We start from the raw sequence: 26,206 nt of genomic DNA on the forward strand, positions 1-26,206 counted from the left end.
CAATTTTCGTACAGACACGCTACATGGCCGCCATGACCGACTATGTGATCGCCGACGAAACCGATGTGATGCCGCGTGACGGCACGATCAAGCTGCATGGGCCTGCGGGCTTTGAAGGCATGCGCAAGGCCGGACGCCTTGCGGCTGAAATCCTCGATGCGCTGGTGCCGATGGTCCAGCCCGGCATCAGCACCGCCGCGATCGATGATGCCGTGCGGCAGATGACCCTCGATGGCGGCGCCGTCCCCGCCACATTGGGCTATCGCGGCTATACTCATTCGTGCTGCATCTCGATCAACCACGTGGTGTGCCACGGCATCCCGTCCGAAAGCCGCATCCTGCGCGAGGGCGATATCGTCAATATCGACGTGACGCCGCTGCTTGATGGCTGGCACGGCGATTCCAGCCGCATGTACCTCGTCGGCGATGTCGCGCTCAAGGCGAAGCGGCTGGTCGATGTCACCTACGAATGCCTGATGATCGGCATCGAGCAGGTCCGCCCCGGCGCGCGGCTCGGCGATATCGGCGCGGCGATCCAGGCCCATGCGGAGCGCCACCGCTACGGCGTGGTGCGCGAGTTTTGCGGCCACGGCCTGGGGCGCCTGTTTCACGATGCGCCCGAAGTGATCCACGCTGCGCACAAAGGCACCGGACCCGAACTCAAGCCCGGCATGTTCTTCACGATCGAGCCGATGATCAACCTCGGCAAGCCGGGGGTGAAGCTGCTCGACGATGGCTGGACGGCAGTGACGCGCGACCGCTCGCTTTCCGCCCAGTTCGAACATTCGATCGCGGTGACCGAAACGGGCTGCGAGATCTTCACCCTGAGCCCCGCCGGCCTGCACCGCCCGCCTTACGCGTCCTGAAGAACCCCTCCGACCCGCCTGCGGGCTGACGGAGGGATAAGTTCCTCCCTCTGCCTAAAAATCAGGCAGTCCCTGCGCAAATCTTGTGCACCAATACGCCTTTTCCGCGCAACTTGCGCAATGCACGGGCACGCGTGCGCCTTGCATTCTTGCCAGACAGGCCGCTTTTCCGGCTTTCGCGACGCCCTTTCCTGTCCTAGTGGAGGGTAGTACCCGCGTGGCACGATTCTTGGATAGCTGATCCGGTATCGGGCTCCGTACGAATACCAACACCGCCGGTCAGGGCCGCAAGGCCGGGAACCGGTCTGCCTGCAGGGATTGATCGAGTGAAAAAGGTCGAAGCGATCATCAAGCCCTTCAAGCTGGACGAGGTGAAGGAAGCGCTCCACGAAATCGGCGTTTCCGGCATCACCGTCACCGAAGCCAAGGGCTTCGGCCGGCAGAAGGGCCATACCGAACTCTATCGCGGCGCCGAATATGTCGTCGACTTCCTGCCCAAGGTGAAACTCGAAGTGGTAGTGACCGACGCCATGGTCGACCGCGTGGTCGAGGCGATTGCCACCGCAGCGCAGACGGGCCGCATCGGCGATGGCAAGATCTTCGTGTTCGCGGTGGAAAGCGCGCTGCGCATCCGCACTGGCGAGCGCGATAACGACGCCATTTAAGATCAGGCATTCTTCAACCGGAGATGGCTTCAACCGGAGATGGCTGCGGGCCGGCGCCCTCTCCAGACTTGTGACCCCAAGTTTTTGTTCACTGAGCGCCCCTGCACGGGCCGGGGCCAGTTAAAGGACCAGCGATGGCTACTGCAAAGGACATTCTCGCTCGCATCAAGGACGAGGAAATCGAATGGGTTGATCTGCGCTTCACCGATCCCAAGGGCAAGTGGCAGCACCTCACGATGGTCTCCACCGTGCTTGGCGAGGACGAACTGGAAGACGGCCTGATGTTCGACGGCTCCTCGATCGAGGGCTGGAAGGCCATCAACGAGTCCGACATGATCCTGAAGCCGGACCTCAGCGCAGTTTACGTCGATCCGTTCTCGGCCACCCCGATGATGATCATCTGCTGCGACATCGTCGAGCCTTCGACCGGCGAACTCTACGCCCGCGATCCGCGCTCGACCGCCAAGCGCGCCGAAGCCTTTGTCAAGGCGAGCGGCGTGGGCGATACCGTCTACGTCGGCCCCGAAGCCGAATTCTTCATCTTCGATGACGTCAAGTTCTACGACGGCTATGACGGCAACGGCTTCAAGATCGACGACATCGAGCTGCCGACCAACTCGAACCGCGATTACGAAGCCGGCAACCTTGCCCACCGTCCGCGCGCCAAGGGCGGCTACTTCCCGGTCGCTCCGGTCGATAGCTGCGTCGACATCCGCGCCGAGATGGTGCGCACCATGATCGACATGGGCCTGCCCTGCGACAAGCATCACCACGAAGTGGCCTCGGCCCAGCACGAGCTCGGCCTCACGTTCGGCACGCTCGTCCAGACCGCCGACCGCATGCAGGTCTACAAGTACGTCGTCCACCAGGTCGCGCAGGCTTATGGCAAGACCGCCACGTTCATGCCCAAGCCGATCAAGTCGGACAACGGCAGCGGCATGCACACCCACATCTCGATCTGGGATCAGGGCAAGCCGCTCTTCGCAGGCAACGGCTATGCCGGTCTGTCTGACATGTGCCTCTACTTCATCGGCGGCGTGATCAAGCACGCGAAGGCGCTCAATGCCTTCACCAACCCGACCACCAACAGCTACAAGCGTCTGGTGCCGGGCTTCGAGGCTCCGGTGCTGCTCGCCTACTCGGCGCGCAACCGTTCGGCCTCGTGCCGCATCCCCTACGGTTCGGGCGCCAAGGCAAAGCGCGTGGAATTCCGCTTCCCCGACGCGATGGCCAACCCCTACCTGTGCTACTCGGCACTGCTCATGGCTGGCCTCGACGGGATCAAGAACAAGATCCACCCGGGCGAAGCCATGGACAAAAACCTCTACGATCTGCCGCCGGCCGAACTTGCCGAAGTGCCGACCGTCTGCGGTTCGCTCCGTGAAGCGCTCGACGCGCTGGTCGCCGATCACGACTTCCTCCTCCAGGGCGGCGTGTTCACCAAGGACCAGATCGAAGCCTATATCGAACTCAAGTGGCCCGAAGTGATGCGCTGGGAAACCACGCCCTCGGCCGTCGAGTTCGACATGTACTACAGCGCCTGATTTTTTCAGGGCTGCGTTTCAGGAAGGGGCGTCCGGGAAACCGGGCGCCTTTTTCGTTTGAGCGAATGAGGAGGATAGCCGCGCGAAGATATCTGCGCGGCAGCTGTGATCTTTTTCCACAGCCCCACATGGACTCGGGATGAACGGTGATTGCGGCAGGATGAACGGAAGGCGCGCGGACTCCTCGAATCGACCCAGATCCTTAGAGATGCTGCATATGCACAAGAACGTGGTCGCAGCCCTTATCGCACTCCTTTCGATGTTCGCCCTGCCCTCGGCAGCGCAGGCCCGGCTCCAGTGCGTGACGTACGCGCGCCAGATTTCGGACGTGCAACTCAGCGGCAATGCGCGCGATTGGTGGAGCCATGCCGAAGGCCGCTACGAGCGCGGCCAGGCGCCAAAGCCCGGCGCGGTGCTCGCTTTCGCCGGTACGCATTCGATGCCCTATGGCCACGTCGCGGTGGTGAACAAGGTTATCGACCAGCGCCACATCCTGATCGATCACGCCAACTGGTCGCGTCCCGGCATGGTCGAGCGCGGCGTGATGGCGGTAGATGTTTCCGCCGCTGGTGACTGGAGCGAAGTGCGCGTGTGGTACGCCCCCACCCGCTCGCTGGGCCTGCGCCCGAGCGCGGCCAAGGGCTTCATATATCCGCGCACCGTGACCGCGAGCGCCGAGACCGCTGCCAGCGCCGGCTGATACCGTTTTGCGGGTAGGCAAGCCCGCCCCGATTTGCCAACAGCTTTACCCATGAACAGACCGCTTCTTGCCGCAGCCGCGCTGCTTTGGTGCTCCCATGCAGCTGCCGAGCCTGTGGCCTCCGATCCGATGCCGCCAGCCGCGCGCGCGATCATCGATCACTATCACATGCAGAACATCCCCCATGAAGGGCCGTGGTTCCTGCAGACCTTCAAGAGCGACGACGTGATCGAAGGTGCGCTGGCCGAGCGCTACAAGGGCAAGCGCTGGGCTTATACGGCCATCTACGCGGTGTTCACCCGCAGCGATTTCTCCGCGATGCACCGGCTCGCCACCGACGAGCTCTGGCATTTCTACGGCGGCAGCCCGGCGCAGATCCTGCTGCTCTATCCCGATGGGCACGGCGAGACGCGGATCTGGGGCAGCAACGTGCTGAAGGGCGAGGAACCGCAAATCATGGTGCCGCGCGGCACCTGGATGGGCGCGCGTCCCATCGGCGATCCGCAGACGGCGTACAGCTTCGGGGCCAACACGCTTTCGCCCGGCTTTGAATATGCCGACTACGAACCTGGCTACCGCGACGAACTGACGGCGCTCTACCCGAAGTTCGCCGCCGAGATCGCAGGGCTCACCCGCGACGAATCCGCCCGACGCCCGGCGGACAGCACCGCGCCCAAGCCCGCGCTGGTGCCGCCGGTAGCGGTGGAGGAACTCGTCGGCCGCACCGCGCCGCAGCGCTCGCAGGCGATCAGCGTCGCCCGCTTCGTGCTGCAGAAGGGCGCGGCGATCCCGCTGACGGTGACGCGTGAAGGCAGCGAAGTGATGGTGGTCGCCGCCGGCAAGGGCCGTGTCACCATCGGCGGCAAGGTGCAGGATGTGGCGCAAGGGTCGGTCGTGCTGCTGCCGCCCGGCGTGCCGCACCGCATCGATGCCGATAGCCGCCTCGAATTCACCGTCAGTGTCGCACCCGCGTGGCAGGCGTCGGACATGACAATCCTGCCGGAGAAGCCTTAGGACGCCCGCCGCAACACGGCCTCGGCGTCGCGCTCGGCCAGCAGTCCGAGCGCTTCTTCGGCGGGGAGCGCGGCCCAGAACAGGTAGCCCTGCACCAGCTCGCAGCCGGCGGCCTGCACCAGCAGACGCTGCACTTCGGTCTCGACACCCTCGGCCACGACCTTCATCCGCAGTGTCTTGCCCAGCGTGGTGATCGCGCAGAGGATCGAGTGGGCATCGCGGTCACGCTCGATGTTCGAGACAAACGAGCGGTCGATCTTGATCCGGTCGAACTGGAACGAGCGCAAGTACGAGAGCGAGGAATAGCCAATCCCGAAATCGTCGAGCGCAACGCGGATACCCATCCGGTTGAGCTCGCGCAGCACGCCGATCACATGCGCGCTACGATCGAGCATGACGCCTTCGGTCACTTCGAACACCAGCCGCTGCGGGTCCATGCCGGTCTCTTCAAGCAGACCCGCGAGCATCGGCAGGAAATCTCCGGCCATGATCTGGAGCGGCGAGAGGTTGACCGAAATGTCGCAGTCCGGCCAGTCGCGGCACTCGGTGAACACATGGCGCAGCACCCAGGTGCCAAGCGGGATCATCAGGCCGCCCTGCTCGGCGATCGGCACGAAGAGGTCCGGACGGATCTCCCCGCGCTCGGGGTGGTTCCAGCGCAGCAGCGCCTCGAATCCGCCTATAATGCCCGAGCCGGTTTCGACCACGGGCTGGTAGGCGACCGAGAGCTCGCCGCGCGTGATCGCGAGGCGCAGCTCCATTTCCATTTCGCGCCGCAGTTTGACGCTCGCGTCCATATCCGGCGTGAAGCGGCGATAGCGCCCGCGCCCGCGCTGCTTGGCGCGGTAGAGCGCGATATCGGCGCGGCGCAGCAATTCGCCGGGGTCCTCGCTCTGTTCCGGCCCCCAGCTGATTCCGCAGCTGACCGAAACTTCGAGCGTGTTGCCCGAAATCAGGAAGGGCCTGCGCATCAGCTGCATGATCTTGTTGCCCAGCCGGTCAGCAGCGCGCGCGCCATCCTCGCTGGCGTGAAGCAGCACGAATTCATCGCCGCCGAAGCGCGCGATGAAGGCCTCGCGCGGCAGCGCCTCACGCAGGCGGTGGGCGACCATGCGGACCAGTTCATCGCCAACGTGATGACCCATCGTATCGTTGACCAGCTTGAAGCCATCGATGTCGATATAGGCGACAAACAGGTTCCCCCGCGCCTCACCCTCGAAGAATTCCGTGAGCAGGGTGCGCAGGCGCTGCATGTAGTATACGCGGTTGGGCAGGCCGGTCATCGCATCGTGCAGCGCATTGTGCTGGGCCTGCGCTTCACTGGCCTTGAGCTCGTTCGCCGTCATGCGCATGCGCCGCACGATCACCGCGCCGCCCGCGACCACGCCGAGGAAGAACAGGATGAACGCGGCGAGCACAGGCGCGGTGCGCTGGACGATCTTGGGCCCGGGCACCTTGGCTGTCCAGGTGATCCAGCCGATGTGATCGCCGAAGGCAGTGCTCAGCGGCACGGCATTGGCGGCGCCGATCCGCGCCTCATCCGGCACAAAGCTGAGATCGCGCAACACGAGATCGCTGCCCATCTTGGTGAGGATCGAGCCATCGAGATAGCGCAGCGTCGCGACGTAATTGGGTTCGCGGCGGAGCAGGGTATAGTCGTTATCGGGCACGATCGCGACGACCGAGAGGAACGCTGGCCGGCCATGCCGCAGCACCGGCGTCGCCGCCCAGCGGTTGAGCGGCTGGCCCGATGCGGCCACCGGCCAATCGATGTCGGCCAGCTTCTTCATGCCCGCGATGCGCCCGCCCAGTGGCACGTTGTGCTTGGCCCGATCGATCATGTCCTCGACATGCCAGCGCACTTCCTGATAGCCGACCTCGCCGGTCGGCCGCCCCTGCGCCCAGCCGTGTACCAGCGACCCATCGGGCCGGACCAGGAACATTGCGTCGGTCTCAAGGTTGTTCCAGACGAAATCGCCGAGGAAATGGTTCGCCCAAGCCTCGTTGTCCGCCAGCACGGCATTGCGCATGGCATCGTCCCAGGTGAGTTGCACTTTTTGCGCCGCAACGATCTGGCTACCCAGCTGATCGAGATAGCGGGTGACGAGCACCCGCTCGTCCTCGCGCGCGAGTTCGTCGGCGATGCGGGTCGATCCGGAGAAAACCGCGACCAGCAGCGCAGACAGCGCGATCAGCGCCAGGAACGTCGCAAGCGCGATCCAGCCAGTTCGCAGATTGCGTACAGACGATCGCGCGGCAGAACCGCAGCTGAGGTGGTCAAGACCCATCGAGCCAGACTTACCGACAGGATGGAAAGAAACAGTTAGCGCCAGCTACGCGCGTGGGGCCGGAAATTGCGTAACCAGCGGCCGTCGCGACTATCTAAAGCGTGACCGGTCAAGGTTGACGTGTTGTGATAGCCATCAGCAGGCCCGTGGCACCCGATCCTGCTCGTGATTCGTTGGTATCTCGCATGGCCATTCCGGCCAATCCTTGCGGATGGTCCGGTCCGTCGCCAAATACGTTGCAATCACGTACCGGACTTGTCATCGTCGGGCACACCGCTCAACCGTTTGGCAATCCAACAATCTTGGGAGAACACTGATGCGCGAGCATCTGCAGCACTACATCAACGGCGCCTGGGTAGATAGCGAAGGCGGCAAGCGCCATGAGGTGATCAATCCCGCGACCGAAGAGGCCTGCGCGGTCATCACGCTGGGCAGCCAGGCCGATGTCGACAAGGCCGTCGCCGCCGCCAAGGCCGCTTTCCCAGCCTTTGCCGCCACCCCGGTGGAAGAACGCAAGGCGCTGCTCGTGCGCATTCTCGATGAATACAAGAAGCGCATTCCCGATTTCGCCAAGGTGATCAGCGAGGAAATGGGCGCGCCGATCGGGTTTGCCGGCACCGCGCAGGTGGGCGCTGGCATCGGCTACATTCTCGGCACGCTCGAGGCGCTTGAGGGCTTTGAATGGGAATCGCCCGTTCCCGGCGCCAACGCCCGCTTCGTACACGAACCGATCGGCGTGGTCGCGGCGATCACGCCGTGGAACTGGCCGCTCAACCAGATCTGCGCCAAGATCGCGCCCTGCATTGCTGCGGGCAACACGATCGTGCTCAAGCCTTCGGAAGAATGCCCCTCCAACGCGGTGATCATCGCTGAAGTCATGCATGCCGCAGGCGTGCCGGCGGGCGTGTTCAACCTCGTCCAGGGCGATGGCCCGGGCGTCGGCGTGGCGCTTACCGTCCACCCCGATGTCGATATGGTGAGCTTTACCGGCTCGACCCGCGCCGGCATCCAGATCGCCAAGAACGCGGCTGACACCGTGAAGCGCGTGCATCAGGAACTGGGCGGCAAGTCACCCAACCTCATTCTCGAGGATGCGGATTTTGCCGCGACGCTGCCTGGCACACTGCAGGGCGTGGTCGCCAACACCGGCCAGAGCTGCATCGCCCCCACCCGCTTGCTCGTTCCCAAGTCGCGCAAGGAAGAGGCCGAGACTTTCGTGAAGAACTACTTCGCGGCGGTGAAAGTCGGCAATCCGGCCGAGGACGGCGCGCACATCGGGCCGGTGGTGAACAAGGCGCAGTGGACCAAGATCCAGTCGCTGATCGACACCTCGATCGCCGAGGGCGCTTCGCTGCTCGAAGGCGGCCCGGGCCTGCCCGACAACGTCAACCGCGGCTACTTCATCCGCCCGACGGTGTTCTCTGACGTGACGCCGGACATGACGATCTTCCGCGAGGAAACCTTCGGCCCCGTCGCCACGATCACCACCTACGACGGCATCGAGGATGGCATCGAGCTCGCCAACCGCACCGCCTACGGGCTTTCGGCAGTCGTCACCGGCGATGTCGAGACCGCCAAGGGCATTGTCGGCCGCCTGCGCGCTGGCCTGGTCGCGGTCAACCAGTGGGGCGGCGTCAAGGGCGGTGCCTTCGGCGGCTACAAGCAATCGGGCAACGGCCGCGAAGGCGGCGTCTACGGCCTGAAGGACTTCATGGAACTGAAGACCATCGCCGGGGCCTGAACCCGCCACACTTGCTGAAACAGAACCCCGCGCTGCTCAGGTAGCGCGGGGTTTTTGTTTGGCGGGAGCAGCGGTCGCTGGTCTGGCCTATTTCTCGCAGAGATGCAGAGGGAGCAGAGACCGCAAAGCGATTGGGCCATCGGCGAAGCCGCCGGGTAAAGCAATTTTGATGGCCCCCGTGTCGCTGCTTTGTGAAGCAGAGCCTTCGGCGCGATCCCGCATCTCTGCGGTCTCTGCCTCCTCCGCGCCTCTGCGAGAAACATTGTGCCGCCTGACCCGGCGATCAACCTCCAGCCGCCTCAATAATCCTTCGATGCCTTGAGGTTGAGGCTTTCGTCGCCGATCGTGGAGATGGTGCCCAGCAGCACCAGCCAGCGCGTCATGCGAAACTCCACCGAAGTCGCACTGTAGCCGCGCCCGTCGGTGATCAGCTCCACGAAGATGCGGCGGCCGATGTACTTGCCCACCGCAATCGACGTGCTGCGTCCGACCGAAGCATCGGCGCTGATGATCCGCAGCCGATCGAGCCCGATGGCATTGCGCACCTTGTTGATCGGATCGAGCCCGCCGCCGCTGCGGAAGCTGGCGAGCGCCGAGGCCAGTTGCACCGCTTCCGGCGCGGAAATCTGGGTGATCGAACTGCCGAACAGCATGCGGCTGAGCAACTCTTCCTCGGGCAGCGCGGGGACCGAACTGAACGCGATCTGCGGCTTGAGCGCCGAACCGCTGATGGCGATCTTGGCGCTCACCCCGTTGGCATCGCCTTCGGCCACGATATCGAGCCGGGGATCGACCGGCACTTCGCCGACAAAGCGGATCCGTCCGCGCGTGAGATCAAAGCGCCGCCCGGCGAACTCATAGCCACCGCGCACCAGATCGGCACTGCCGAAGATCTGCGGATTGGCGGTATCCCCGCGCAGGCGCACATCGGCGCCCCATTCGCTTTCAAGGCCGAGCCCGCGCACATCGATGCGGTCCGCGCCGGCAGCGTCGATCAGGTACTTCCAAGGTGTGTAAGGCACGCGCGGCGGGGCGACATCGGCGCGCTGGTTGACTTCGTGCGTGGTAATCGCCGGCAACGCTTCGGTCACATTGGCGCGGCCCAGCGTCCAGCGCGCGCGATCGATATGCACGCGCCCGGCGATCGTCCCACCAATACCGTCGGAGATCAGGCGCAGCGGCCCGGTGATGGTCGCGGCCATGTCGTCGCGGTTGATCAGCAGCGCGTTCGTGGCCGCCAGCCTGAGATCGAGGCCGACTCCGCGCGTCGCCAGGTTGGAGAGATCGACCGTGCCGCTGCCGCTCACCGTGCCTCCGCCGCCCGAGCCACCGGGCGTCGTGCCGCTGAAGTGGGCCAGACTGAGCCGGGCATCGGCGAAGCTGCCGAGCGCCTCGATATCGCGCACATCAGAGCCGGTGAGGTTCGACTGGACGCGCAGCGCACGCGTGGCGACCGCGCCGGTGATCACCGGGTGGTCGATCGAACCCGTGACGCTCGCCGCAGCGCCGAGCGGGCCGGTGAGATCGATCACCTCGATCGCGGCGAGCCGCCACAGCGCCTCAGCGGGGCCGCTATAGCGCAGCTCTGCCTTGAGGGTGCCGCCCCGCAGCCGCTCGAGCATGGTGCCGCCGCGCGGCAGGTCGGTCACCAGTGCCTGCACCCGCCCGCGCATCGCCGCGCCTTCACGCGCCACCGCGCGGACCTGCAGCGCGGCGGGATTGAGTTCCGCGACCAGCGCAAGGTCAAGCGGCCTTGAGGTCAGGACAAGGCCCGAGCGGGTAAGGCCCTTGAGCTCCACCGCTGCATGGCCCGAAGGCGCGCCGAGGTGGTCGTTCTCATAATCGATCACGCCTGAGGCGAGCCCGCCGAGGCCGAGATCCGGCAGCACGATATCAAGCACCGAGAGCGGCATGCGAGAGAGCATGAGCTTGAGCTGGGTCGCCCCGCCCAGCACATGGCCGCTGGCGATCACGCTGCCCCGCCCGAAATCGACCTGAGTGGGTTGAAGTCGCCAGCCTGCCGCTGCGCCACCACCCGCTTCGTCAGGCTCGCGCTCCAGCACCGCGCGGCGCGGCATCGAGATAGCGCGCCCGGCATAGTCCCCCGCGACGAAGGCAACGATCTTTTCGGGCGAAAAGGCGGCGGTGCCCTGCAGCGCAAAGCTCGTGCCGCGCCGCCCGGCGAGCGAAGCGGTGACGCTGCCCGATCCGTTGACGAGCGCGGCGTCCGCCGCAAGCCGGCCAATGAAGAACTTGCCCGCACTGATCCCCTCGGCCTTTAGCGTGGCCTGCAAGGTGGTGTCGCCGCCTTCGATGCGCCCGTCGGCGGTGATCTCGGCATTGCCGATTGCGATCGGGTTCTCGCCACCAAAGCGGGCACCGCGCGCCGTGATCGCGGCCTTGAGCGCCTGCCCCGTCCCGTCCGGTGCGAGGTCGATGGTGCCAGTCACCCCGCCCCCCGCGAGCGCCAGACTGCCTGTCGCACCCTGCTTGCCGATCTCGACGCTGCCGGTGATCCGGGTCTGGTAGACGATGAACTGCTCGATCCCGAGGTGCACCGGCGCGTCCTTCGGCGCCGTGAGCAGGACGAGACTGCTGAACGCCCCGAGCCGCGAATCCCCCTTGGTCTCAATGCGAAAGCCATCGCCTTCGGGGCTCAGCGCAAGGCGCACGTCCTTGAGACTGGCGGCCGGGAGCGGATCGGCAAGCACGAGCGTGGCACGCGGGCCATCCTTTGCCAGCGCCGCATCGAAGGTGAACGGCCCGTATTCGAGATGGCGGCCCTGCCCGGCCAGCGTCGTCACGCCGTTCGCCTGAGTCCAGCTGCGCAGCGCCATGGTGAGCTTGGCCGAAGTCAGCTCGCCCCGCCGCACGATCAGCGGCTGGTTGCCGCCAAGAGTGAGTGAAGCCCGCGCGCGGACATTGCCGCCCGTCAGGTTGGCCAGCGTGGCATTGTCGATCCGCGCCATGCGCCCGGCACCATCGGCGCTGAGCAGCCACGGTTGACCGGCCCCCACGGTCAGCGCAATGCGCGCCTCGCCATCGGCCACACCCAGATCGGGCAGCGCGATGCCCCGCGCGGTGACCGGGCCCGAGATGGCAAAGCGGCTGCGCGCCAGATCACCAGCGAGGACCAGCCTGGCAGACGCGCCCTTCAGCGTGAGATCGAGCCGGTCCGACGTGAGCTTGCTGCCGGCCAGCACAAGGTCGCCAGAAAGACGCGCACCCGGCAGGCGCGGATCGACCATGGCCTGCCCGGTCTTCAGCCGCTGCGCCGTAAGTGCGAGCGGCAGGCGCAGGCGCTTGCCATCCCAATAGGCCGTGCCCGCCGTGCGCAATCCTTCGGCAAGTACCGGTCCGCTGCGCAGGCGCGCGGCGCGCAGGTCGTGGATGATCGCAAGCGCAGCGAAGCGGCCATCGACCGTCGCATCGAGCCGCGCGCCCTGCAGTTCGGTGCCCGTGCCAGCCAGCAGCAGCTCCGGTCGCGCGAGAACGGCGCGGACCTTTACCGCTTCGGCGCGGTTGTTCACGAGATCGAGCCCGCCCTCCGCCGTGGCCCTGAGCGCAGCGCCCCCGGCGAAAAGCCGCCCGCGCAGCACACCGCCGCCGGCGGTTCCGTCTGCCACGATGGAAAGCTTCCCGCCGCTCGCGCGCCGCGCGGCATCACCCAGCAGATCGCCAGGGAAGACCTGCCCGGCCAGCGTGTAATGCCCGCTGCGGTTCTCGAGCTGGAATGCCGCCAGCTTGCGCCCGCCCTCGGTCGCCACGCTCCAGCCGTGCCACTCCTGAAACGTGCCCTTGCCGCCCGCGCGCGCGGAAATGTCGCGCTTCAGCCCAGTCAGTGCGGCAAGCAGGCCGTCCTTCGGCGCGTTGTAGATGAAATCGAGCGCGAACCTGTTGCGATCCGGCGCGCTATCGAGCCGCAGGCGCAGCCGGTCGCGTCCGCCCAGCCGTCCGCCAAGGCTGACCAGCGCCCGTCCGCGCCGGATATCGGTAACCGCGGCAAAGTCGATCCGCCGCCGCTCACCCGTAACGCCGCGCTCGATGGCAAGGTTTTCCGCGGCCAGCTTGCCGATGCGGATATCGAAATCGGGCAGGATCGGCTCGTTCGGATCGCCGGGCCTAAGGCGGGGCGCGCGCAGCAGCGTGCCGCGCTTGAGGATCAGTGCGCGAATATCGAGGCCCTTGAACAGTCCTGAGCGCGGATCGAGCCCGAACCAGGCGAGCGGACGCCAATCGAGCGTGGCTTCGGGCACGACCATGAAGCGCCCGTCAGGATCGCTCAGTACCACTTCGTGCAGGCTCATCGCACCCAGCAGCGTGCCATCGATCCGCCCGATTCGGATGCGCAGGCCCGAACCCGGCACGATGGCGGCAATGCGGTCCGCCACGAAGCGGTGACCGATCGAGGAATCGAGCACGACCATCGAGCCGGCGATAGCCAGCACGAACAGCAGCGCGGCAAGGAGCAGCCCGCGGCCCCAGCCGAGCAGGCGCCGAACCGGCCCCCTGCGCGGCGGCAGAGCGGCAGGCGGCTCGGGCGGCGCGGCACTCGCCATCAGAACGCCTGCCCCAGGCTGACGTAGACGCCGATGCGGCTATCGCCCTTCGAGGGATTGACCGGCGTGCCCAGATCGATGCGGATCGGGCCAAAGCTGGTCTGGTAGCGCAGGCCAAGGCCCACGCCGACCTTGAGGCCGTTGACCGTGGGCGAGGCCGTTGTGCCCACTGTGCCCGCATCGACGAACGGCACCACGCTGACCGCGCCGCCCATCAGCCCGGTCTTCACGCGCGCTTCCAAGGAGAATTCGGAAAGACTGCGCCCGCCGCTCGGATTGCCGAGAGCATCGCGCGGGCCGACTGCCTGATAGGCAAAGCCGCGCACCGATGCGCCGCCGCCGGCATAGAACCGCCGCGAAGGCGCGATGGAATTGACATCGGTGCCCGGAATCGTGCCCAGCCGCACGCGCTCTGCCAGCACCACGCGGCTGCTGACAGGCTGGTAGGCGCTCGCATCGAGTTGCGCGCGCAAGTAGCTGGACTTCATGCCGTTTTGCACCGAAACTTCTGGGCTCAGCCGCACCGAAACGCGCACGCCGCGCCGCGGATCGAGCAGGTCGTTGCTGCCGTCATAAGCGCCGCGCAAGGGCAGCGCGCCGATGAAATAGGTGGTGCGGGTGGAACCGGCGGCGGCGGGCAGTTCGCTCGTGGCGAGCAGTTCAAACCCGGCGGACCACACCCAGGCCTTCTGGAAGATCAGCGTCGTCTGCTTCTCGAACGTCGTCGAGAACGAGAGTGTGCGCGCCTGATACGCGTCCGTCCGACGGGTCTGGGCATAGAGATCGGCGGTAAGCACCTGATCGCGCCCGAAGAAATTGTTGCGACGATAGGTCGCGCCCGCCAGCTGCTCACGCGTACCGACCACGCCGCGGAAGCGCACGAGGCCTTCGGGCGGGAACATGTTGCGGTTCTCCCAGCTCGCTTCGACCCGCAGGCCCTCGCCGCTCGAATAACCGATGAGCCCGGCAATCGTGCGCTGCGGCGCCTTGGACAGGGTGACGTCGACATCGGCGACGCCCGGCTGCGGATTGGCCGCCGGGGTGACTTCCCGCGGCGTGACCGTGACTGCCGACACGAGGCCGGTTGCCAGGATCGCCTGCCTGAGATCATCGACACGCGACTTGCGGAAGGGATCACCCGGCCGGAAGCGGGCAATCCGCGCGAGGTGGCGGGCGGAAAGGTAATCGGGCAGCGAACTGTGGATCTCACCCATCACATATTGCCCGCCGCTGGTGACGGGCAGGGTGAGATCGCCGGTGCGCACCGCATGGTCGATCGTGAGATCGGGTTCGCCCACCTTGGCAAAGGCATGGCCGCCTTCGCCGAGCGCGGTAATCAGGTGATCGCGCTCGACAACGATGCGGTCGGTATTGACCGGATCGCCCGGCGCGAGCGCGAAGGCGCGCGTCAGCGCAGCGGCATCGTGCGCGGCGGCAATATCGCCCAGGTCGATGCGCGAGAGAGTATAACGCGGCCCCGGGCGCACATCGAAGCGCACGCCGACTTTCTTGAGATCGATCGCCGGCCCCGGCCCGCTGCCTTCGGCAGGCGCGGCATAGCCGGTCGTGCTCTGGAACACCTCGGCGTCGTAATAGCCATAGACCCTCAGCACCTGCTGCAGCAGGTCGGTGTCCTGCCGTGCGCGCCGGGTGAGCTGCGCGAGGTTATCTTCCTCGTTGCCGAACTTGCGCAACGTGGCGAGCGTGCCGAAGCGTGTGGTCACGGCCTCGCGCTCTGGCAGGGTCTCGACGTCCGGCGGAAAGGCGAGCGCCAATTGGGGCGTAATCGGGAACAGGCTTGCCCCCGGAATCTGGCCGATCCCGCGCCCACTGCCCGGATCGGCATCGGTCGCCAGCGCTTCGCCGGCGGCCTTGGCCTGTTCGGCCGCCTCGCCGATATCCGCATCGGGCGTGAGCAGCTCGATCGGCGGCAGCTCCGCAGCGTCGGGCCAGGCCAGCGTGATCGCGGGAATGCCGGTCAGCGGCGCGATTGCATCGGGTGAGAGCAGCGTGCTCGGATCGGGCACGGCAACCTTGGCGGCGTCGGTCTGGTTCGCCCAGGTCTTGGGATCGTCGAGCGCGGAATCGGGGATCAGATCCTCGAGCGCCTGATCCGCATCACGCGACTGGGCGTGCGCCAATTGCGGCAGAATGGCGAGCAGAAGGGCCGGCAGGAAGGCCCGCCAGGCTTCAGATCTGGCGGTACTGTGCCTGTGCGGCGGCAAGACCGTCCTTGCCGGTATCGTCCGCGATTCGCCGATCCGCACCCCCTGCGGTCGCAGCGCGGTCGATCGCGCGGGCCTGCTCATCGGGGTCAAAGCGTTCCCATCCTTCGCGGCCCAGCCGTTCGAGCGGCCGATAGCGGACCTTGTACTGCATCCGCGCCGATCCTTCGACCCAATATCCGAGATAGACATAGGGAAGACCAATTCGGGCGGCATGAAGGATGTGGTCCAGAATGATGAAATTGCCAAGCCCCCGCCGCTCGGCATGATCAGGTTCGTAGAAGCTGTAGATCATCGACAGCCCATCGCCCTGACGGTCGGTCAGGCATGCGCCGACAAGCTTGCCGGGCCTCCCGTCAATTCCAGGCTCGCGATACTCGATCACGAAGCTCTGGACCGGGGTATGCTCGACCATGTCGGCAAAATCCATCTCGTCCATCGAGGCCATGCCGCCACCGGGATGGCGCGCGGCCAGATAACGCTGGAGCAGCTCGAATTGTTCCGGCGTGGACCACGGCTTGCAGGCGGAGACGACAAGATCGCTGTTGCGCTTGAGGTTCTTGCGCTGGGTAGCCGAGGGCACGAACTCACCCGCCGCCACGCGCACCGAAATGCAGGCCGAGCAATCGATGCAGCTGGGGCGATAGGCCACTGTCTGGCTGCGGCGAAAGCCGATGCGGCCCAGCGCATCGTTGAGCTCGTCGGCATTGGGGCCCTTGAGCTCCGTGAACACCTTTCGCTCCGTCTTCCCCGGCAGATAGGGGCACGGCATCGGGCTCGTCACGAAGAAGCGGGGAAAGCGGACGGGCGCAGTCACGGCCTGGGCGGTATCCTCTCGCGCCGCCGGACCATCCTGCAGCGCTGACAGAGGCAACATGCCTTACCCGGGCGATTGGTGAAAGAGCGATTAACCATCAAAGGTAGTTAATCAGCAGGGATTTCGTAGCCGAGCCCAGGACAGGCCGGTGACCGTACCGAAACGGGATGCGAACGGCTGGGAGTGTGACGAAAGAGGCTTAACCGAGTTCCACTTGCGTCACATCGTAGCCCTTGGCGCGCAGGCTCGCGACCAGCAGATCGATCTGCTCGCGGTCGCGCGCCTCGCATTCAATCTCCGCAGTAAGGCCCTTGGCCGGCAGCGAGGTGAAGATGCGGTTGTGCCAGACCTCGAGAATGTTGACCTGGTGGCGGTTGAAATCCTCCACCACCTTGAACAGCGCGCCCGGACGGTCCTGCAAGGTGAGCCTGAGGCGGGCAAGCCGCCCCGAGCGGGCAAGATCGCGCAGCAGCACATTGGCAAGAAGGCGCGTATCGATATTGCCGCCGCACAGCACGAGGCCGATCTTGCGCCCGGCAAAGCGCTTGCGGTGCGTCATCACCGCGGCAAGCCCCGCCGCGCCCGCGCCTTCAACCACGGTCTTCTCGATCTGCAGCAGCACCGCGACGGCGGTTTCCAGCGCCGGTTCGCTCACCAACACGATATCGTCGACGATCTTCTTGAGCACGGCGGACGTGAATGTGCCCGGCTCCTTCACCGCGATGCCTTCCGCGATCGTATCGCCGCCGCAGGGCAGATCGAGGCCCTTGAGCTTGGCATACATCGAGGGGAACAGCGTGGCCTGCACGCCGACCAGCCCGATCGAAGGCTTGATCCCGCGCGCGGCGGTGCCCATGCCCGAAAGCAGGCCGCCCCCGCCGATCGGTACGACCAGCGTATCGAGCCCGGGGACATCCTCCAGCATTTCGAGCGCCACGGTGCCTTGCCCTGCGGCCACGTGGGGATCGTCGAAGGGATGGACGAAGGTCATCCCGCGCTCGGCCTCGAGCTTGCGGGCGTGGGCATAGGCCTCGTCGAACGTCTCGCCCTCGAGCACGACGTTGCCGCCGACGCTTTCGGTCTGCATGATCTTCACCGTGGGCGTGGTGCGCGGCATCACGATGGTGACGGGCATGCCAAGCCGCGTGCCGTGATACGAAAGCCCCTGCGCGTGGTTGCCTGCAGAAGCCGCGATCACGCCCTTCGCGCGCTGCTCGTCCGAAAGCTGGAGCAGCGCATTGAGCGCGCCGCGCTCCTTGTAGGCGGCGGTGAACTGCAGGTTCTCGAACTTCAGCCAGATCTCCGCACCGGTAATCTCGCTGAGCGTCTTGCTGTGCAGCGTGGGCGTGCGCACGACCTGTCCGGCGATCCGCGCGGCAGCGGCGCGCACGTCGTCAAGGGTCAGCAGCGGGGCGGCGGTTGTCGTCGTGTTCATGGGCTACGGCCCCTAATCGAAACCTGCCCTGAAGGGAACCTTCGTCGCGATCAGCGCTTGCGCCGGGGCAGATTGAACAGATGGAGCAAGGCCAGCACGGCCACGATCGCGATCGTATCGGCGATCCAGTCGCGAATATCGCAATCGCGGTGGAGCGAGGGGATCGCCTGGAGCACCTCGACCAGCGCGCCGAGGAACGACAGCCGCTCGGCCAGATGGAGCTTCGGGAAGCGCGGAAACGCGAACGTGCCTAGCAGCGCTAGCGTGCCAAAGGCCAGCATGTGCTGCGCCTTGTCGTTCAGTTCGGGAAGATTGGTCGCGTGGGGAAGCAAGGCCAGCGTCACCGCGCCGGTCAGGCAGAGCCAGAAGGCAGGCGCGGCAAACGCGGCGAATCCAGAAGTGCGAGGCCCAGAAGTACGAGACATGGGCGGCGCGCTAGCCCGCTGCGCCATCGCGCGGCAAGCACCGTTTGCGCAGAGGTGGCGCGATTCTGGCTGGCAGCGCGCGGCAAAGCGGCTAGAACGCCGGGCATGACAGACGCAGCTTCTCTACCGCTCAATGTTTCCTTCCTTGGTCTTGGCGTAATGGGCGGGGCCATGGCCCGCCACCTCGGCACTGCCGGCCATCACCTCACCATCTACAACCGCACACCGGCGCGGGCACAGGCCTGGCAGGCGGCGCATCCGGGGCTTGCCGGGCGCGTGGCCACGAGCCCGGCGGAAGCGGCGGAAGGTGCGGACGTGGTGATCACCTGTGTCGGCAACGATGACGATCTCTCGGACGTCGTGCTCAGCCCGACCGGCGTGTTCTCCACGCTGAAGCGGGGTGCGCTGTTTATCGATCACACCACCGTTTCGGCACGAATTGCCCGCCAGATTGCGGTCGAGGGGCGCGACAAGGAGCTGCTCTGCGTCGATGCACCCGTCACCGGCGGGCAATCGGGCGCAGAGGCTGGCACGCTTTCGATCATGTGCGGCGGCAGCGAAAAGGCGGTCGATGCGGCACGCGAAGTGCTTTCCGCCTATGCCAAGCGTGTGGTCCATGTCGGCAAGCCGGGCGCGGGGCAGACGGCCAAGATGGCCAACCAGATGTGCATCGCCGGTGCCATCGCGGGCCTTGCGGAGGCTATCCGCTTCGCGCAGGCCGCCCGGCTCGATCTCGACAAGGTGTTCGAGGCGATCTCCGGCGGCGCCGCGCAATCGTGGCAGATGGACAACCGCTGGCACACCATGGCGAAGGACGAATTCGATTTCGGGTTCGCGGTCGACTGGATGCGCAAGGACCTCGGCCTCGCCATCGAGGAAGCGCGCGGCGTGGGGGCCAGCGTGCCCACCACCGCGCTGATCGACCAGTTCTACGCCGATGTGCAGGCACTGGGCGGCGGACGGCAGGACACGAGCGCCCTGATCCGCCGCCTGCCGCGCCGGGGGAACAACTGATGGTCCGTTTTGGCCTCGCCGCTTTCGCAACTTTGGCATTCGCCGCCCCCGTCCACGCCGACACGCTGATCGACAACGTGGCCGGCCAGACCATCGGCGCGGACGGCCATGTCGAGCGGTTCAAGGCCATGCTGATGGACGATGCCGGCGTGGTGAAGGCGCTGATCCACGAAGGCGAGAAGACGCCGAAGAAGGGCTTCCAGTACCGCATCGACGGCAAGGGGCGGATCATGCTGCCCGGCCTGATCGATGCGCACGTTCACGTGATGAGCACCGGCTTTGCCGCGCTGACGCTCGACCTTTCGGAAACGAACAGCCTGGCCGAGGCGCTCGAAAAGATCGCCGCCTATGCCAGGGCGCACCCCGACAGGCCGTGGCTGATCGGGCGCGGCTGGAATCAGGAGCGCTGGAAGCTTGGCCGCTTCCCGACCGCCGCCGAACTTGATGCCGTGGTCGCGGACCGCCCCGTATGGCTTGAACGCGCCGATGGGCATGCCGGCTGGGCCAATACCGCCGCACTCAAGGCTGGCGGGGTGACCGCCGCAAGCAAGGCGCCCGGCGGGGGCGAGATCATCCGTCTTGCTGATGGCAGCCCGGCGGGCGTGCTGGTCGACAACGCTTCCGATCTCGTCGGCGCGCATGTCCCGCCGCCGACGGCGCGCGATTACGACTCCGCTTTTGCACTCGCCCAGCGCGAGTTCTACCGGCGCGGCCTCACCGCCGTGGCGGATATGGGCTCGACCATGGAAGACTGGCAGACCTTCCGCCGCGCAGGTGACCTCAACACGCTCTACGTGCGGATCATGGCCTATGGCTCGGGGATCGAGAACACGGTCGAGATCGGCGGCCCCGGCCCCTCGCCCTGGCTCTATGCAGACCGGCTGCGGCTCAACGGTGTGAAGCTCTACATGGACGGCGCGCTGGGATCGCGCGGGGCCTGGCTCAAGGCGCCCTATGCGGACAAGCCCGATACGCGCGGTCTCCCCCGCCTTACGCAGACGCAGCTCGGCAACCTGATGAGCCGCGCGGCGATGGACCAGTACCAGATCGCCGTCCACGCCATCGGCGATGAGGCGAACGCGGTGCTGCTCGGCGCGATGGAAGACCTTGCGCAGACCTACAAGGGTGATCGCCGCTGGCGCATCGAACATGCGCAAGTGATCGATCCTGCCGACTGGCCGATTGCCGCGCGGGTGGCGAAGTCGGTCGGGCTCATCGCCTCGATGCAGCCCGTCCACCAGACTTCGGATCGCCTGATGGCGGAGGCCCGGCTCGGGCCGAACCGGCTGGCGGGTGCCTATGCCTGGGCCTCGGCCAAGGCAAACGGGGCTGTGCTGGCGTTTGGCTCCGACTCCCCGGTCGAGCTCCCCGATCCCTGGGCCGGCTTTGCCGCCGCGATCAGCCGCGTGGACGAGAACGGCCAGCCGCCGCAAGGCTGGCAGCCGCAGGAACGCGTCGGCCGCGAGACGGCACTGGCCGGATACACCGCGCAGGCCGCCTACGCCGGTTTCGCCGAAAAGCGCTTCGGCCGGCTGGCGCCCGGGCTGCGCGCCGATTTCATCTTCGTCGATACCGACCCGATGATCGCCACGCCCGAAGCCATCCGCAAGACCAGAGTGTTTGAAACCTGGGTCGGCGGCGGCAAGGTCTGGGATGCCGACAAGCCCGAAGGCGGCGCGGCGGGTGCGGAGCCGGTGAAGAAGTAGGGGCCACAGCAATGACCGACCTGATCCTGCACCACTACCCGGAATCGCCCTTCTCGGAAAAGGTGCGGGCCATCTTCGGCGCCAAGGGGCTGGCTTGGCGCTCACTGCAGGTATCGATGGTCATGCCGCGCCCGGCGACCATTGCGCTCACGGGTGGATACCGGCGCATTCCGGTGCTGCAGGTCGGTGCGGACGTCTACTGCGATACCGCGCTGATTGCCGAATACCTCGACGGCAAGGGCAGCGGCCCCAGCCTCTTTCCCGCCAGCCAGTTGCTTGCCGTGCAAACCCTCGCGCGCTGGGTCGATACCGAGCTGTTCTGGGCGGCGGTGACCTTGCGCTTCATGCCCGAGAACATGGGCAATTTCTTCGCCGATCCCGCCACCGCGCAAGCCTTCGCCGAAGACCGCGCCAACTTCGCGCAAGGCGCGCAGGTCCGCCGTCCCGCCGTCGATGAGGCCAAGGCGCGCTATGCCCGGTTCCTAGCCGAAATGGAGGCCCAGCTCGGCGATGGCCGTGCCTGCCTGTTTGGTGCAGACGTCAGCGTTGCCGATTTCGCGGTCTACCACATGCTGTGGTTCATCCACGCTGGCGGCGGCATGGCCGACTGGCTCGCGGCCCACACCCGCGTCAGCGGCTGGATGGACCGCATGCGCAGGTTCAGTGAGCATCCGGGTGAAGCGATCTCGGCAGACGATGCGCTTGCCACCGCCCACGCCGCCGATCCCCTGCCAGTCGAGCAGGTCAGCGATATCCCCGCCTTTCCGCCCGGCACCGAAGTCAACGTGGCCCCGGTCGATTACGGTGTGATGCCAAGCCACGGCACCCTGCTGCGGTGCGACACCCAGACCATTGTGATCCGCCGCGAACACGCAATGACCGGCGCCGTCAACGTCCACTTCCCGCGCCACGGCTTCGGAGTGACCCGATACTGACCGATCAGGCCTCCGCGATCTCCGCCTTGGCCTTTTCCGCAGCGTCCTTGTTCTCGGCAAAGCGCATGACGACGAGCGTGCCTTCGAAGAGGATCATCAGCGGAATAGCGAGCATGAGCTGGCTGAGCACATCGGGCGGGGTGATCACGGCAGCGAGCGCGGTGATCCCGACGATCACATAGCGCCGCGCCGCTACGAGCTGCGCGCGGGTGACGATCCCGGCGCGGTTGAGCAGCATCAGCAGCACGGGCAGCAGGAAGCTGATCCCGAAGGCGAAGATGAACTGCATCACGAGGTTGAGGTATTCCTCGATCCCCGGCAGCGCTTCAAGCTGCAGGCCGCCGCGATCCCCCTGGAAACCGATGAACCAGCGGAAGGCGGTGGGCATCACGATGAAATAGGCAAGGCTCGCGCCCATCGTGAACAGGATCGGCGTGGCGATCAGGAACGGCAGGAAGGCCTTCTTTTCGCGCGCATAGAGCCCCGGCGCGATGAAGGCCCAGAGCTGGTTGGCGATCACCGGAAAACTGATGAGGAAGGCCGCGAAGAGCGAGACCTTGAGATCGACGAAGAACGCCGAATAGAGCTTGGTGTAGATGAGCTTGCCCTGCCCCGCCGGAAAGGCATGAACCAGCGGCTGGACCAGAATCGCAAGGATCTGGTTGGCAAAATAGAAGCACACCACGAAGGCAATCGCGATGGCATAGACGCAGCGCAGCAGGCGGGTGCGCAGCTCCAGCAGGTGATCGAGCAGTGGAGCCTGCGTCTCGTCGATATCGCGGACCATCATGCGTTGCCGCTACCGGGGCTTCTGGCGCGCGCGGGGCGTTCGGCGATGGGGAGCATTTCACCAACCGATTCGGCCAGTGGCTCGGCCACCGGCTCTGCCAGAGGCTCGGTCGGCGCGACGGCGGCCACTTCGGGATCGATCGGCGCGGGCGCGGGCAGCGGCTGCATGAGGGGCGGCGGATCGTTCTGATCGGCGGTTGCCTCCGCGCTCTGGCCTGCGGCCGGATCAGAGGCGGGATGAGCCGCCATGATCGCTGCGTTCTGTTCCTTCCACTTGCGCTCCATCTCCTCCATCTCCGCCTCGCGGATCATGGTTTCGAGCCCGGTGCGGAAGTGGCCGGAAACACGGCGGATCTTGCCGATCCAGCGCCCCGCCGTGCGCAATGCAAGCGGCAGGTCCTTGGGACCGATGACGATGATCGCCACGATCACGACGAGGAGCATCTCGTCTGGCGCAATGCCGAACATCGTATCAGGCCCTGATCGGGTGCGGGGGTGTGTGCGGGATCAGGCGGCGGGGCCGGAGCCGGTCTGCTCTGGCTGGGCGGTGGGCGTGGCCGGAGCCACCGGCTGCTGCTGGATCTGCGCAGGCGGCTGGACAAGCGGCGTGTCCGCACCCTCGTTCATGCCCTGCTTGAAGCTTTTGATACCCTTGCCGAAATCGCCCATCATCTCGGAAATGCGGCCACGGCCGAACAGGATGAGGACAACCAGCGCCAGAATGATCAGATGCGGAAGGGACAGAGCGCCCATGGGTATTCTCCTTTATGTCCCTTCAGATAGGACATCCTGCGCGAAACTGCCAGCAAGCTCGCGAAGATTCGTCAAGCCTCGTTTGTTTCGTCCGGTTCCCCGCCCGATTCAACGTCCGCTTCAACATCCTGCTCGCCGGCAAACACTGCCTCGAGCGGATCGAGCAGGCCCGCCGCGCGCAGTTCCTCGATCCCCGGCAGATCGCGCCGCGATTCGAGGCCGAAATGCGCGAGAAACGCCGGCGTCGTCGCGTAAATGGTCGGACGGCCCGGACCTTCGCGGCGGCCCGCAACTTTGATCCAGCCCGCTTCCATCAGCACATCGAGCGTGCCCTTGGCAGTCTGCACGCCGCGGATCGCCTCGATCTCGGCGCGGCTGACGGGTTCGTGATAGGCGATGATGGCCAGTGCCTCGGTCGCCGCGCGCGAAAGGCGGCGCACGTCCTCGCGCTCGCGGCGCAGCAAGTGAGCGAGATCGGGCGCGGTCTGAAAGTGCCAGCTCATCCCCCGCATGACGAGTTCGATCCCGCGTCCGGCGTAGTGCGCGGCCAGCGCTTCGAGCGCGGGGGCCACGTCCGCCCCGCCAAGATGGCGCGAGAGTTCTTCGGCGGTCATCGGCGCTTCGGCGGCGAACAGCGCGGCCTCGACCGCGCGTTCGATCTCGTCCGGCGGGTTCATCCGCGCCCTCTGCGCAGCAGCAACGGCGCGAAAGTCGCTTCCTGCGCCAGTTCGACTTTGCCCTGCTTGGCAAGCTCGAGCGCGGCGACAAAGCTGGAAGCAAGCGCCGAGCGGGCAAGGCGTGGATCGCCGCCGACTTCCTGCACCGGGAGGAAGAGGCTGAGTTCGGTCCAGTCGATCGCCGCGCCGATCAGCGCCTCAACCCGCGCAATGGCGGCTTCCAGCGTCATCACCGGCCGCGCGCGGACCATGTGGACAACGGGCCGATTGCGGTGCTGGATATGGCCATAGGCTTGCATCAGCGCGAAGAGATCGCACTGCCAGCTGACCTGCCGATCGACGCGCAGCCCCTCCGGCGCCCCGCGCGCGAAGACATCGCGGCCCAGCCGGTCGCGCGCCATGAGCCGCGCCCCCGCCTCGCGCATCGCGCCAAGCCGCTGGAGGCGCAATTGCAGGCGCAGCGCAAGTTCCTCCGGGCTCGGCTGGACTTCTGGATCGCGCGGCAGGAGCAGAAGCGATTTCAGCCAGGCGAGCCAGGCCGCCATCACGAGGTAATCCGCCGCAAGCTCGAGCCGCTGCGCCCCGGCGCGCTCCACGTAAGCGAGATATTGATCGACGAGCGCGAGGATCGAGATCTTGCGCAGATCGACCTTCTGCCGCCGCGCCAGATCGAGCAGGAGATGGAGCGGCCCTTCCCAGCCGTCGATGGCCAGGGTCAGCGTGTCAGGCTCCCCGCTGCGCGCTTCGGGCGGTACATCGAGCGGGGTCTCGTCCCAATCATCGCCCGCAAGCGGGGCAGCAAGGGCGGCTTCCTCGATCACGTCGCGAGTGCCAGCAGCCGGTCGCGCGTCTCGGTCCGCTCGGCCTGCCGGGCGAGGTCCACCGGAGCGCTGAAATCGCCGGTCGCGGCCAGCGCGCGCTCCAGCCGCGCAGCGGTCTCGGCAGACATCGGCGCGAGCGCGCTGGCGATGCCGACCATGTCGTCCATCTTCGCCCAGCAATTGAGCGCGATATCGCAGCCCGCCGCCTGCGCCCGCGCGGCGCGATCGGGCACCGCGCCGCCGAGCGCCTGCATGTCGAGATCGTCGGTGAGCAGCAGGCCGTCGAAGCCGATGCGGCCACGGATCACCTCGCGGATCACCGCGGACGAAAGCGTGGCGGGGTTCTCGTCGTCCCACGCGGTGTAGCGCACATGGGCGGTCATGCCGATCAGGCTGTCGTTGAGGCTGCGGAAGGGTGCGAGGTCGGTTTCGAGGTCCTCCGCACTGGCAGTGACGGTGGGGAGCTCCTTGTGGCTATCCACCCCGGCGCGGCCGTGGCCGGGGATGTGCTTGATCACGCCCGCGACGCCTGCGCGTGCAAGGCCCTCCAGCATGGCCCGGCCCAGTGCCGCCACGCGCAGCGGCTCGTGCCCCAGGGCGCGGTCGCCGATCACGTCGTGCGCGCCTTCCTGCCGCACATCGAGCAGCGGCAGGCAATCGACGCTGATGCCCGCTTCGGCAAGGTCGATCCCCAGCGCCTCGGCATGGGCGCGCGCGGCCTCGATCGCGCTGATCGGGGCGATCTCGTAGAGCCGGTCGAACGCCGCGCCGGGCGGATAGGCCGCCCAGACCGGCGGCTTCATCCGCGCGACGCGCCCGCCTTCCTGATCGATGCAGATAAACGTACGCTCCCGCCCGTGCAGCTCTCGTAGCGCATCGGTCAGTGCGCGCAGCTGGGCGCGGCTTTCGACGTTGCGGCCAAACAGGATGTAACCCGCCGGATCGGCATCGCGGAAGAATGCGCGCTCGTCATCGCTGAGAGTGAGACCCGATAGGCCAAAGATCGCCGGGAGCATGGGGCTGGATTCGCCCAAATGCGCACGGCTGGCAAGGCTGGAGGCTGTGGATCACGGGGGAAAAGGGAAAGGAAGAACCCCTCCGACCTGCCTGCGGCAGGCCACCTCCCCGTTTGTGCCTTCGGCAAAAACAGGGAGGATCTTCTTCGTCCTCCCCATTTTCACGAAGTGCAAATGGGGAGGTGGCAGCGCGTAGCGCTGACGGAGGGGTAAAAT

21 protein-coding genes are annotated in these 26,206 nt (G+C 66.3%); 9 read left to right on the forward strand and 12 right to left on the reverse strand.

Going from position 1 to position 26,206, the window contains the following annotated elements; genetic code table 11:
• Window positions 1-32: 32 nt before the first annotated feature.
• The 5 genes from map (at window position 33) to ACO06X_RS07315 (ending at window position 4,789) form a co-directional block, all read left to right on the forward strand.
• Window positions 33-866: a type I methionyl aminopeptidase gene (gene map / locus ACO06X_RS07295; RefSeq protein WP_421839868.1), complete on the forward strand. Its 834-nt coding sequence runs from the start codon at window positions 33-35 to the stop codon at window positions 864-866.
• A 326-nt stretch (window positions 867-1,192) separates the two neighbouring features.
• The gene (locus ACO06X_RS07300) at window positions 1,193-1,531 is read left to right on the forward strand and encodes a P-II family nitrogen regulator (protein ID WP_072379525.1); all 339 of its coding nucleotides are present in this window, start codon (window positions 1,193-1,195) and stop codon (window positions 1,529-1,531) included.
• A gap of 134 nt (window positions 1,532-1,665) precedes the next feature.
• Window positions 1,666-3,075, forward strand: coding sequence for a type I glutamate--ammonia ligase (glnA, locus tag ACO06X_RS07305; RefSeq protein WP_421839272.1), 1,410 nt, complete (start codon window positions 1,666-1,668; stop codon window positions 3,073-3,075).
• 217 nt (window positions 3,076-3,292) lie between these two features.
• The gene (locus ACO06X_RS07310; RefSeq protein ID WP_421839273.1) at window positions 3,293-3,775 is read left to right on the forward strand and encodes a CHAP domain-containing protein; all 483 of its coding nucleotides are present in this window, start codon (window positions 3,293-3,295) and stop codon (window positions 3,773-3,775) included.
• Between the two features lie 51 nt (window positions 3,776-3,826).
• Window positions 3,827-4,789, forward strand: coding sequence for a cupin domain-containing protein (locus tag ACO06X_RS07315; protein WP_421839274.1), 963 nt, complete (start codon window positions 3,827-3,829; stop codon window positions 4,787-4,789).
• On the opposite strand, the gene ACO06X_RS07320 is transcribed toward ACO06X_RS07315, so the two are convergent.
• Window positions 4,786-7,077, reverse strand: a complete 2,292-nt coding sequence (locus ACO06X_RS07320) for a putative bifunctional diguanylate cyclase/phosphodiesterase (protein ID WP_421839275.1) — start codon at window positions 7,075-7,077, stop codon at window positions 4,786-4,788. The two genes, ACO06X_RS07315 and ACO06X_RS07320, sit on opposite strands and share 4 nt — an antisense overlap.
• A gap of 316 nt (window positions 7,078-7,393) precedes the next feature.
• Between ACO06X_RS07320 and ACO06X_RS07325 the strand changes: the two genes are divergently transcribed.
• The gene (locus ACO06X_RS07325; RefSeq protein ID WP_421839276.1) at window positions 7,394-8,818 is read left to right on the forward strand and encodes an aldehyde dehydrogenase family protein; all 1,425 of its coding nucleotides are present in this window, start codon (window positions 7,394-7,396) and stop codon (window positions 8,816-8,818) included.
• A gap of 299 nt (window positions 8,819-9,117) precedes the next feature.
• Here the strand turns inward: ACO06X_RS07325 and ACO06X_RS07330 are convergent, their stop codons facing one another.
• The 5 genes from ACO06X_RS07330 to ACO06X_RS07350 all read right to left on the reverse strand — a co-directional run bounded on the left by ACO06X_RS07330 (window position 9,118) and on the right by ACO06X_RS07350 (window position 18,279).
• The gene (locus tag ACO06X_RS07330; RefSeq protein ID WP_421839277.1) at window positions 9,118-13,377 is read right to left on the reverse strand and encodes a translocation/assembly module TamB domain-containing protein; all 4,260 of its coding nucleotides are present in this window, start codon (window positions 13,375-13,377) and stop codon (window positions 9,118-9,120) included.
• Entirely contained in the window at window positions 13,377-15,518 is a 2,142-nt protein-coding gene (locus tag ACO06X_RS07335; RefSeq protein ID WP_421839278.1) for an autotransporter assembly complex protein TamA, read from the reverse strand. The genes ACO06X_RS07330 and ACO06X_RS07335 overlap by 1 nt, the downstream gene beginning before the upstream one ends.
• 49 nt (window positions 15,519-15,567) lie before the next feature.
• Window positions 15,568-16,419, reverse strand: a complete 852-nt coding sequence (locus ACO06X_RS07340) for an arginyltransferase (protein WP_421839869.1) — start codon at window positions 16,417-16,419, stop codon at window positions 15,568-15,570.
• Window positions 16,420-16,618: 199 nt separating this feature from the next.
• A complete protein-coding gene (locus tag ACO06X_RS07345) occupies window positions 16,619-17,854 on the reverse strand; it encodes a threonine ammonia-lyase (protein WP_421839279.1) in 1,236 nt (411 codons plus the stop codon).
• A gap of 50 nt (window positions 17,855-17,904) precedes the next feature.
• On the reverse strand, window positions 17,905-18,279 hold the full coding sequence (locus tag ACO06X_RS07350) for a hypothetical protein (protein ID WP_421839280.1): 375 nt from the start codon (window positions 18,277-18,279) through the stop codon (window positions 17,905-17,907).
• Window positions 18,280-18,384: 105 nt separating this feature from the next.
• On the opposite strand from ACO06X_RS07350, the gene ACO06X_RS07355 reads away from it, so the two are divergent.
• From ACO06X_RS07355 to ACO06X_RS07365, 3 genes are read left to right on the forward strand one after another with little or no spacing between them, the layout of a single operon-like run.
• Window positions 18,385-19,293 (forward strand): NAD(P)-dependent oxidoreductase, encoded by a 909-nt coding sequence (locus ACO06X_RS07355; protein WP_421839281.1) that lies wholly within the window; start codon window positions 18,385-18,387, stop codon window positions 19,291-19,293.
• Window positions 19,293-20,999, forward strand: a complete 1,707-nt coding sequence (locus ACO06X_RS07360) for an amidohydrolase (RefSeq protein WP_421839282.1) — start codon at window positions 19,293-19,295, stop codon at window positions 20,997-20,999. The genes ACO06X_RS07355 and ACO06X_RS07360 overlap by 1 nt, the downstream gene beginning before the upstream one ends.
• Window positions 21,000-21,010: 11 nt before the next feature.
• Window positions 21,011-21,934: a glutathione S-transferase family protein gene (locus ACO06X_RS07365; RefSeq protein WP_421839283.1), complete on the forward strand. Its 924-nt coding sequence runs from the start codon at window positions 21,011-21,013 to the stop codon at window positions 21,932-21,934.
• Window positions 21,935-21,938: 4 nt separating this feature from the next.
• On the opposite strand, the gene tatC is transcribed toward ACO06X_RS07365, so the two are convergent.
• The 6 genes from tatC to nagZ form a co-directional block, all read right to left on the reverse strand.
• A complete protein-coding gene (gene tatC / locus ACO06X_RS07370; protein ID WP_421839870.1) occupies window positions 21,939-22,721 on the reverse strand; it encodes a twin-arginine translocase subunit TatC in 783 nt (260 codons plus the stop codon).
• A complete protein-coding gene (gene tatB, locus ACO06X_RS07375) occupies window positions 22,721-23,191 on the reverse strand; it encodes a Sec-independent protein translocase protein TatB (RefSeq protein ID WP_421839284.1) in 471 nt (156 codons plus the stop codon). Before tatB ends, tatC begins: the two co-directional genes overlap by 1 nt.
• Before the next feature lie 39 nt (window positions 23,192-23,230).
• Window positions 23,231-23,476, reverse strand: coding sequence for a twin-arginine translocase TatA/TatE family subunit (gene tatA / locus ACO06X_RS07380; protein WP_298165611.1), 246 nt, complete (start codon window positions 23,474-23,476; stop codon window positions 23,231-23,233).
• A 71-nt stretch (window positions 23,477-23,547) separates the two neighbouring features.
• Entirely contained in the window at window positions 23,548-24,153 is a 606-nt protein-coding gene (scpB, locus tag ACO06X_RS07385; protein ID WP_421839285.1) for an SMC-Scp complex subunit ScpB, read from the reverse strand.
• The gene (locus ACO06X_RS07390) at window positions 24,150-24,971 is read right to left on the reverse strand and encodes a segregation and condensation protein A (protein WP_421839871.1); all 822 of its coding nucleotides are present in this window, start codon (window positions 24,969-24,971) and stop codon (window positions 24,150-24,152) included. The genes scpB and ACO06X_RS07390 overlap by 4 nt, the downstream gene beginning before the upstream one ends.
• The gene (gene nagZ, locus ACO06X_RS07395; protein WP_421839286.1) at window positions 24,971-25,990 is read right to left on the reverse strand and encodes a beta-N-acetylhexosaminidase; all 1,020 of its coding nucleotides are present in this window, start codon (window positions 25,988-25,990) and stop codon (window positions 24,971-24,973) included. The genes ACO06X_RS07390 and nagZ overlap by 1 nt, the downstream gene beginning before the upstream one ends.
• Between the last annotated feature and the right edge of the window lie 216 nt (window positions 25,991-26,206).

The sequence above is a fragment of the Novosphingobium sp. genome, from assembly GCF_965229225.1.
Lineage (GTDB): Bacteria > Pseudomonadota > Alphaproteobacteria > Sphingomonadales > Sphingomonadaceae > Novosphingobium.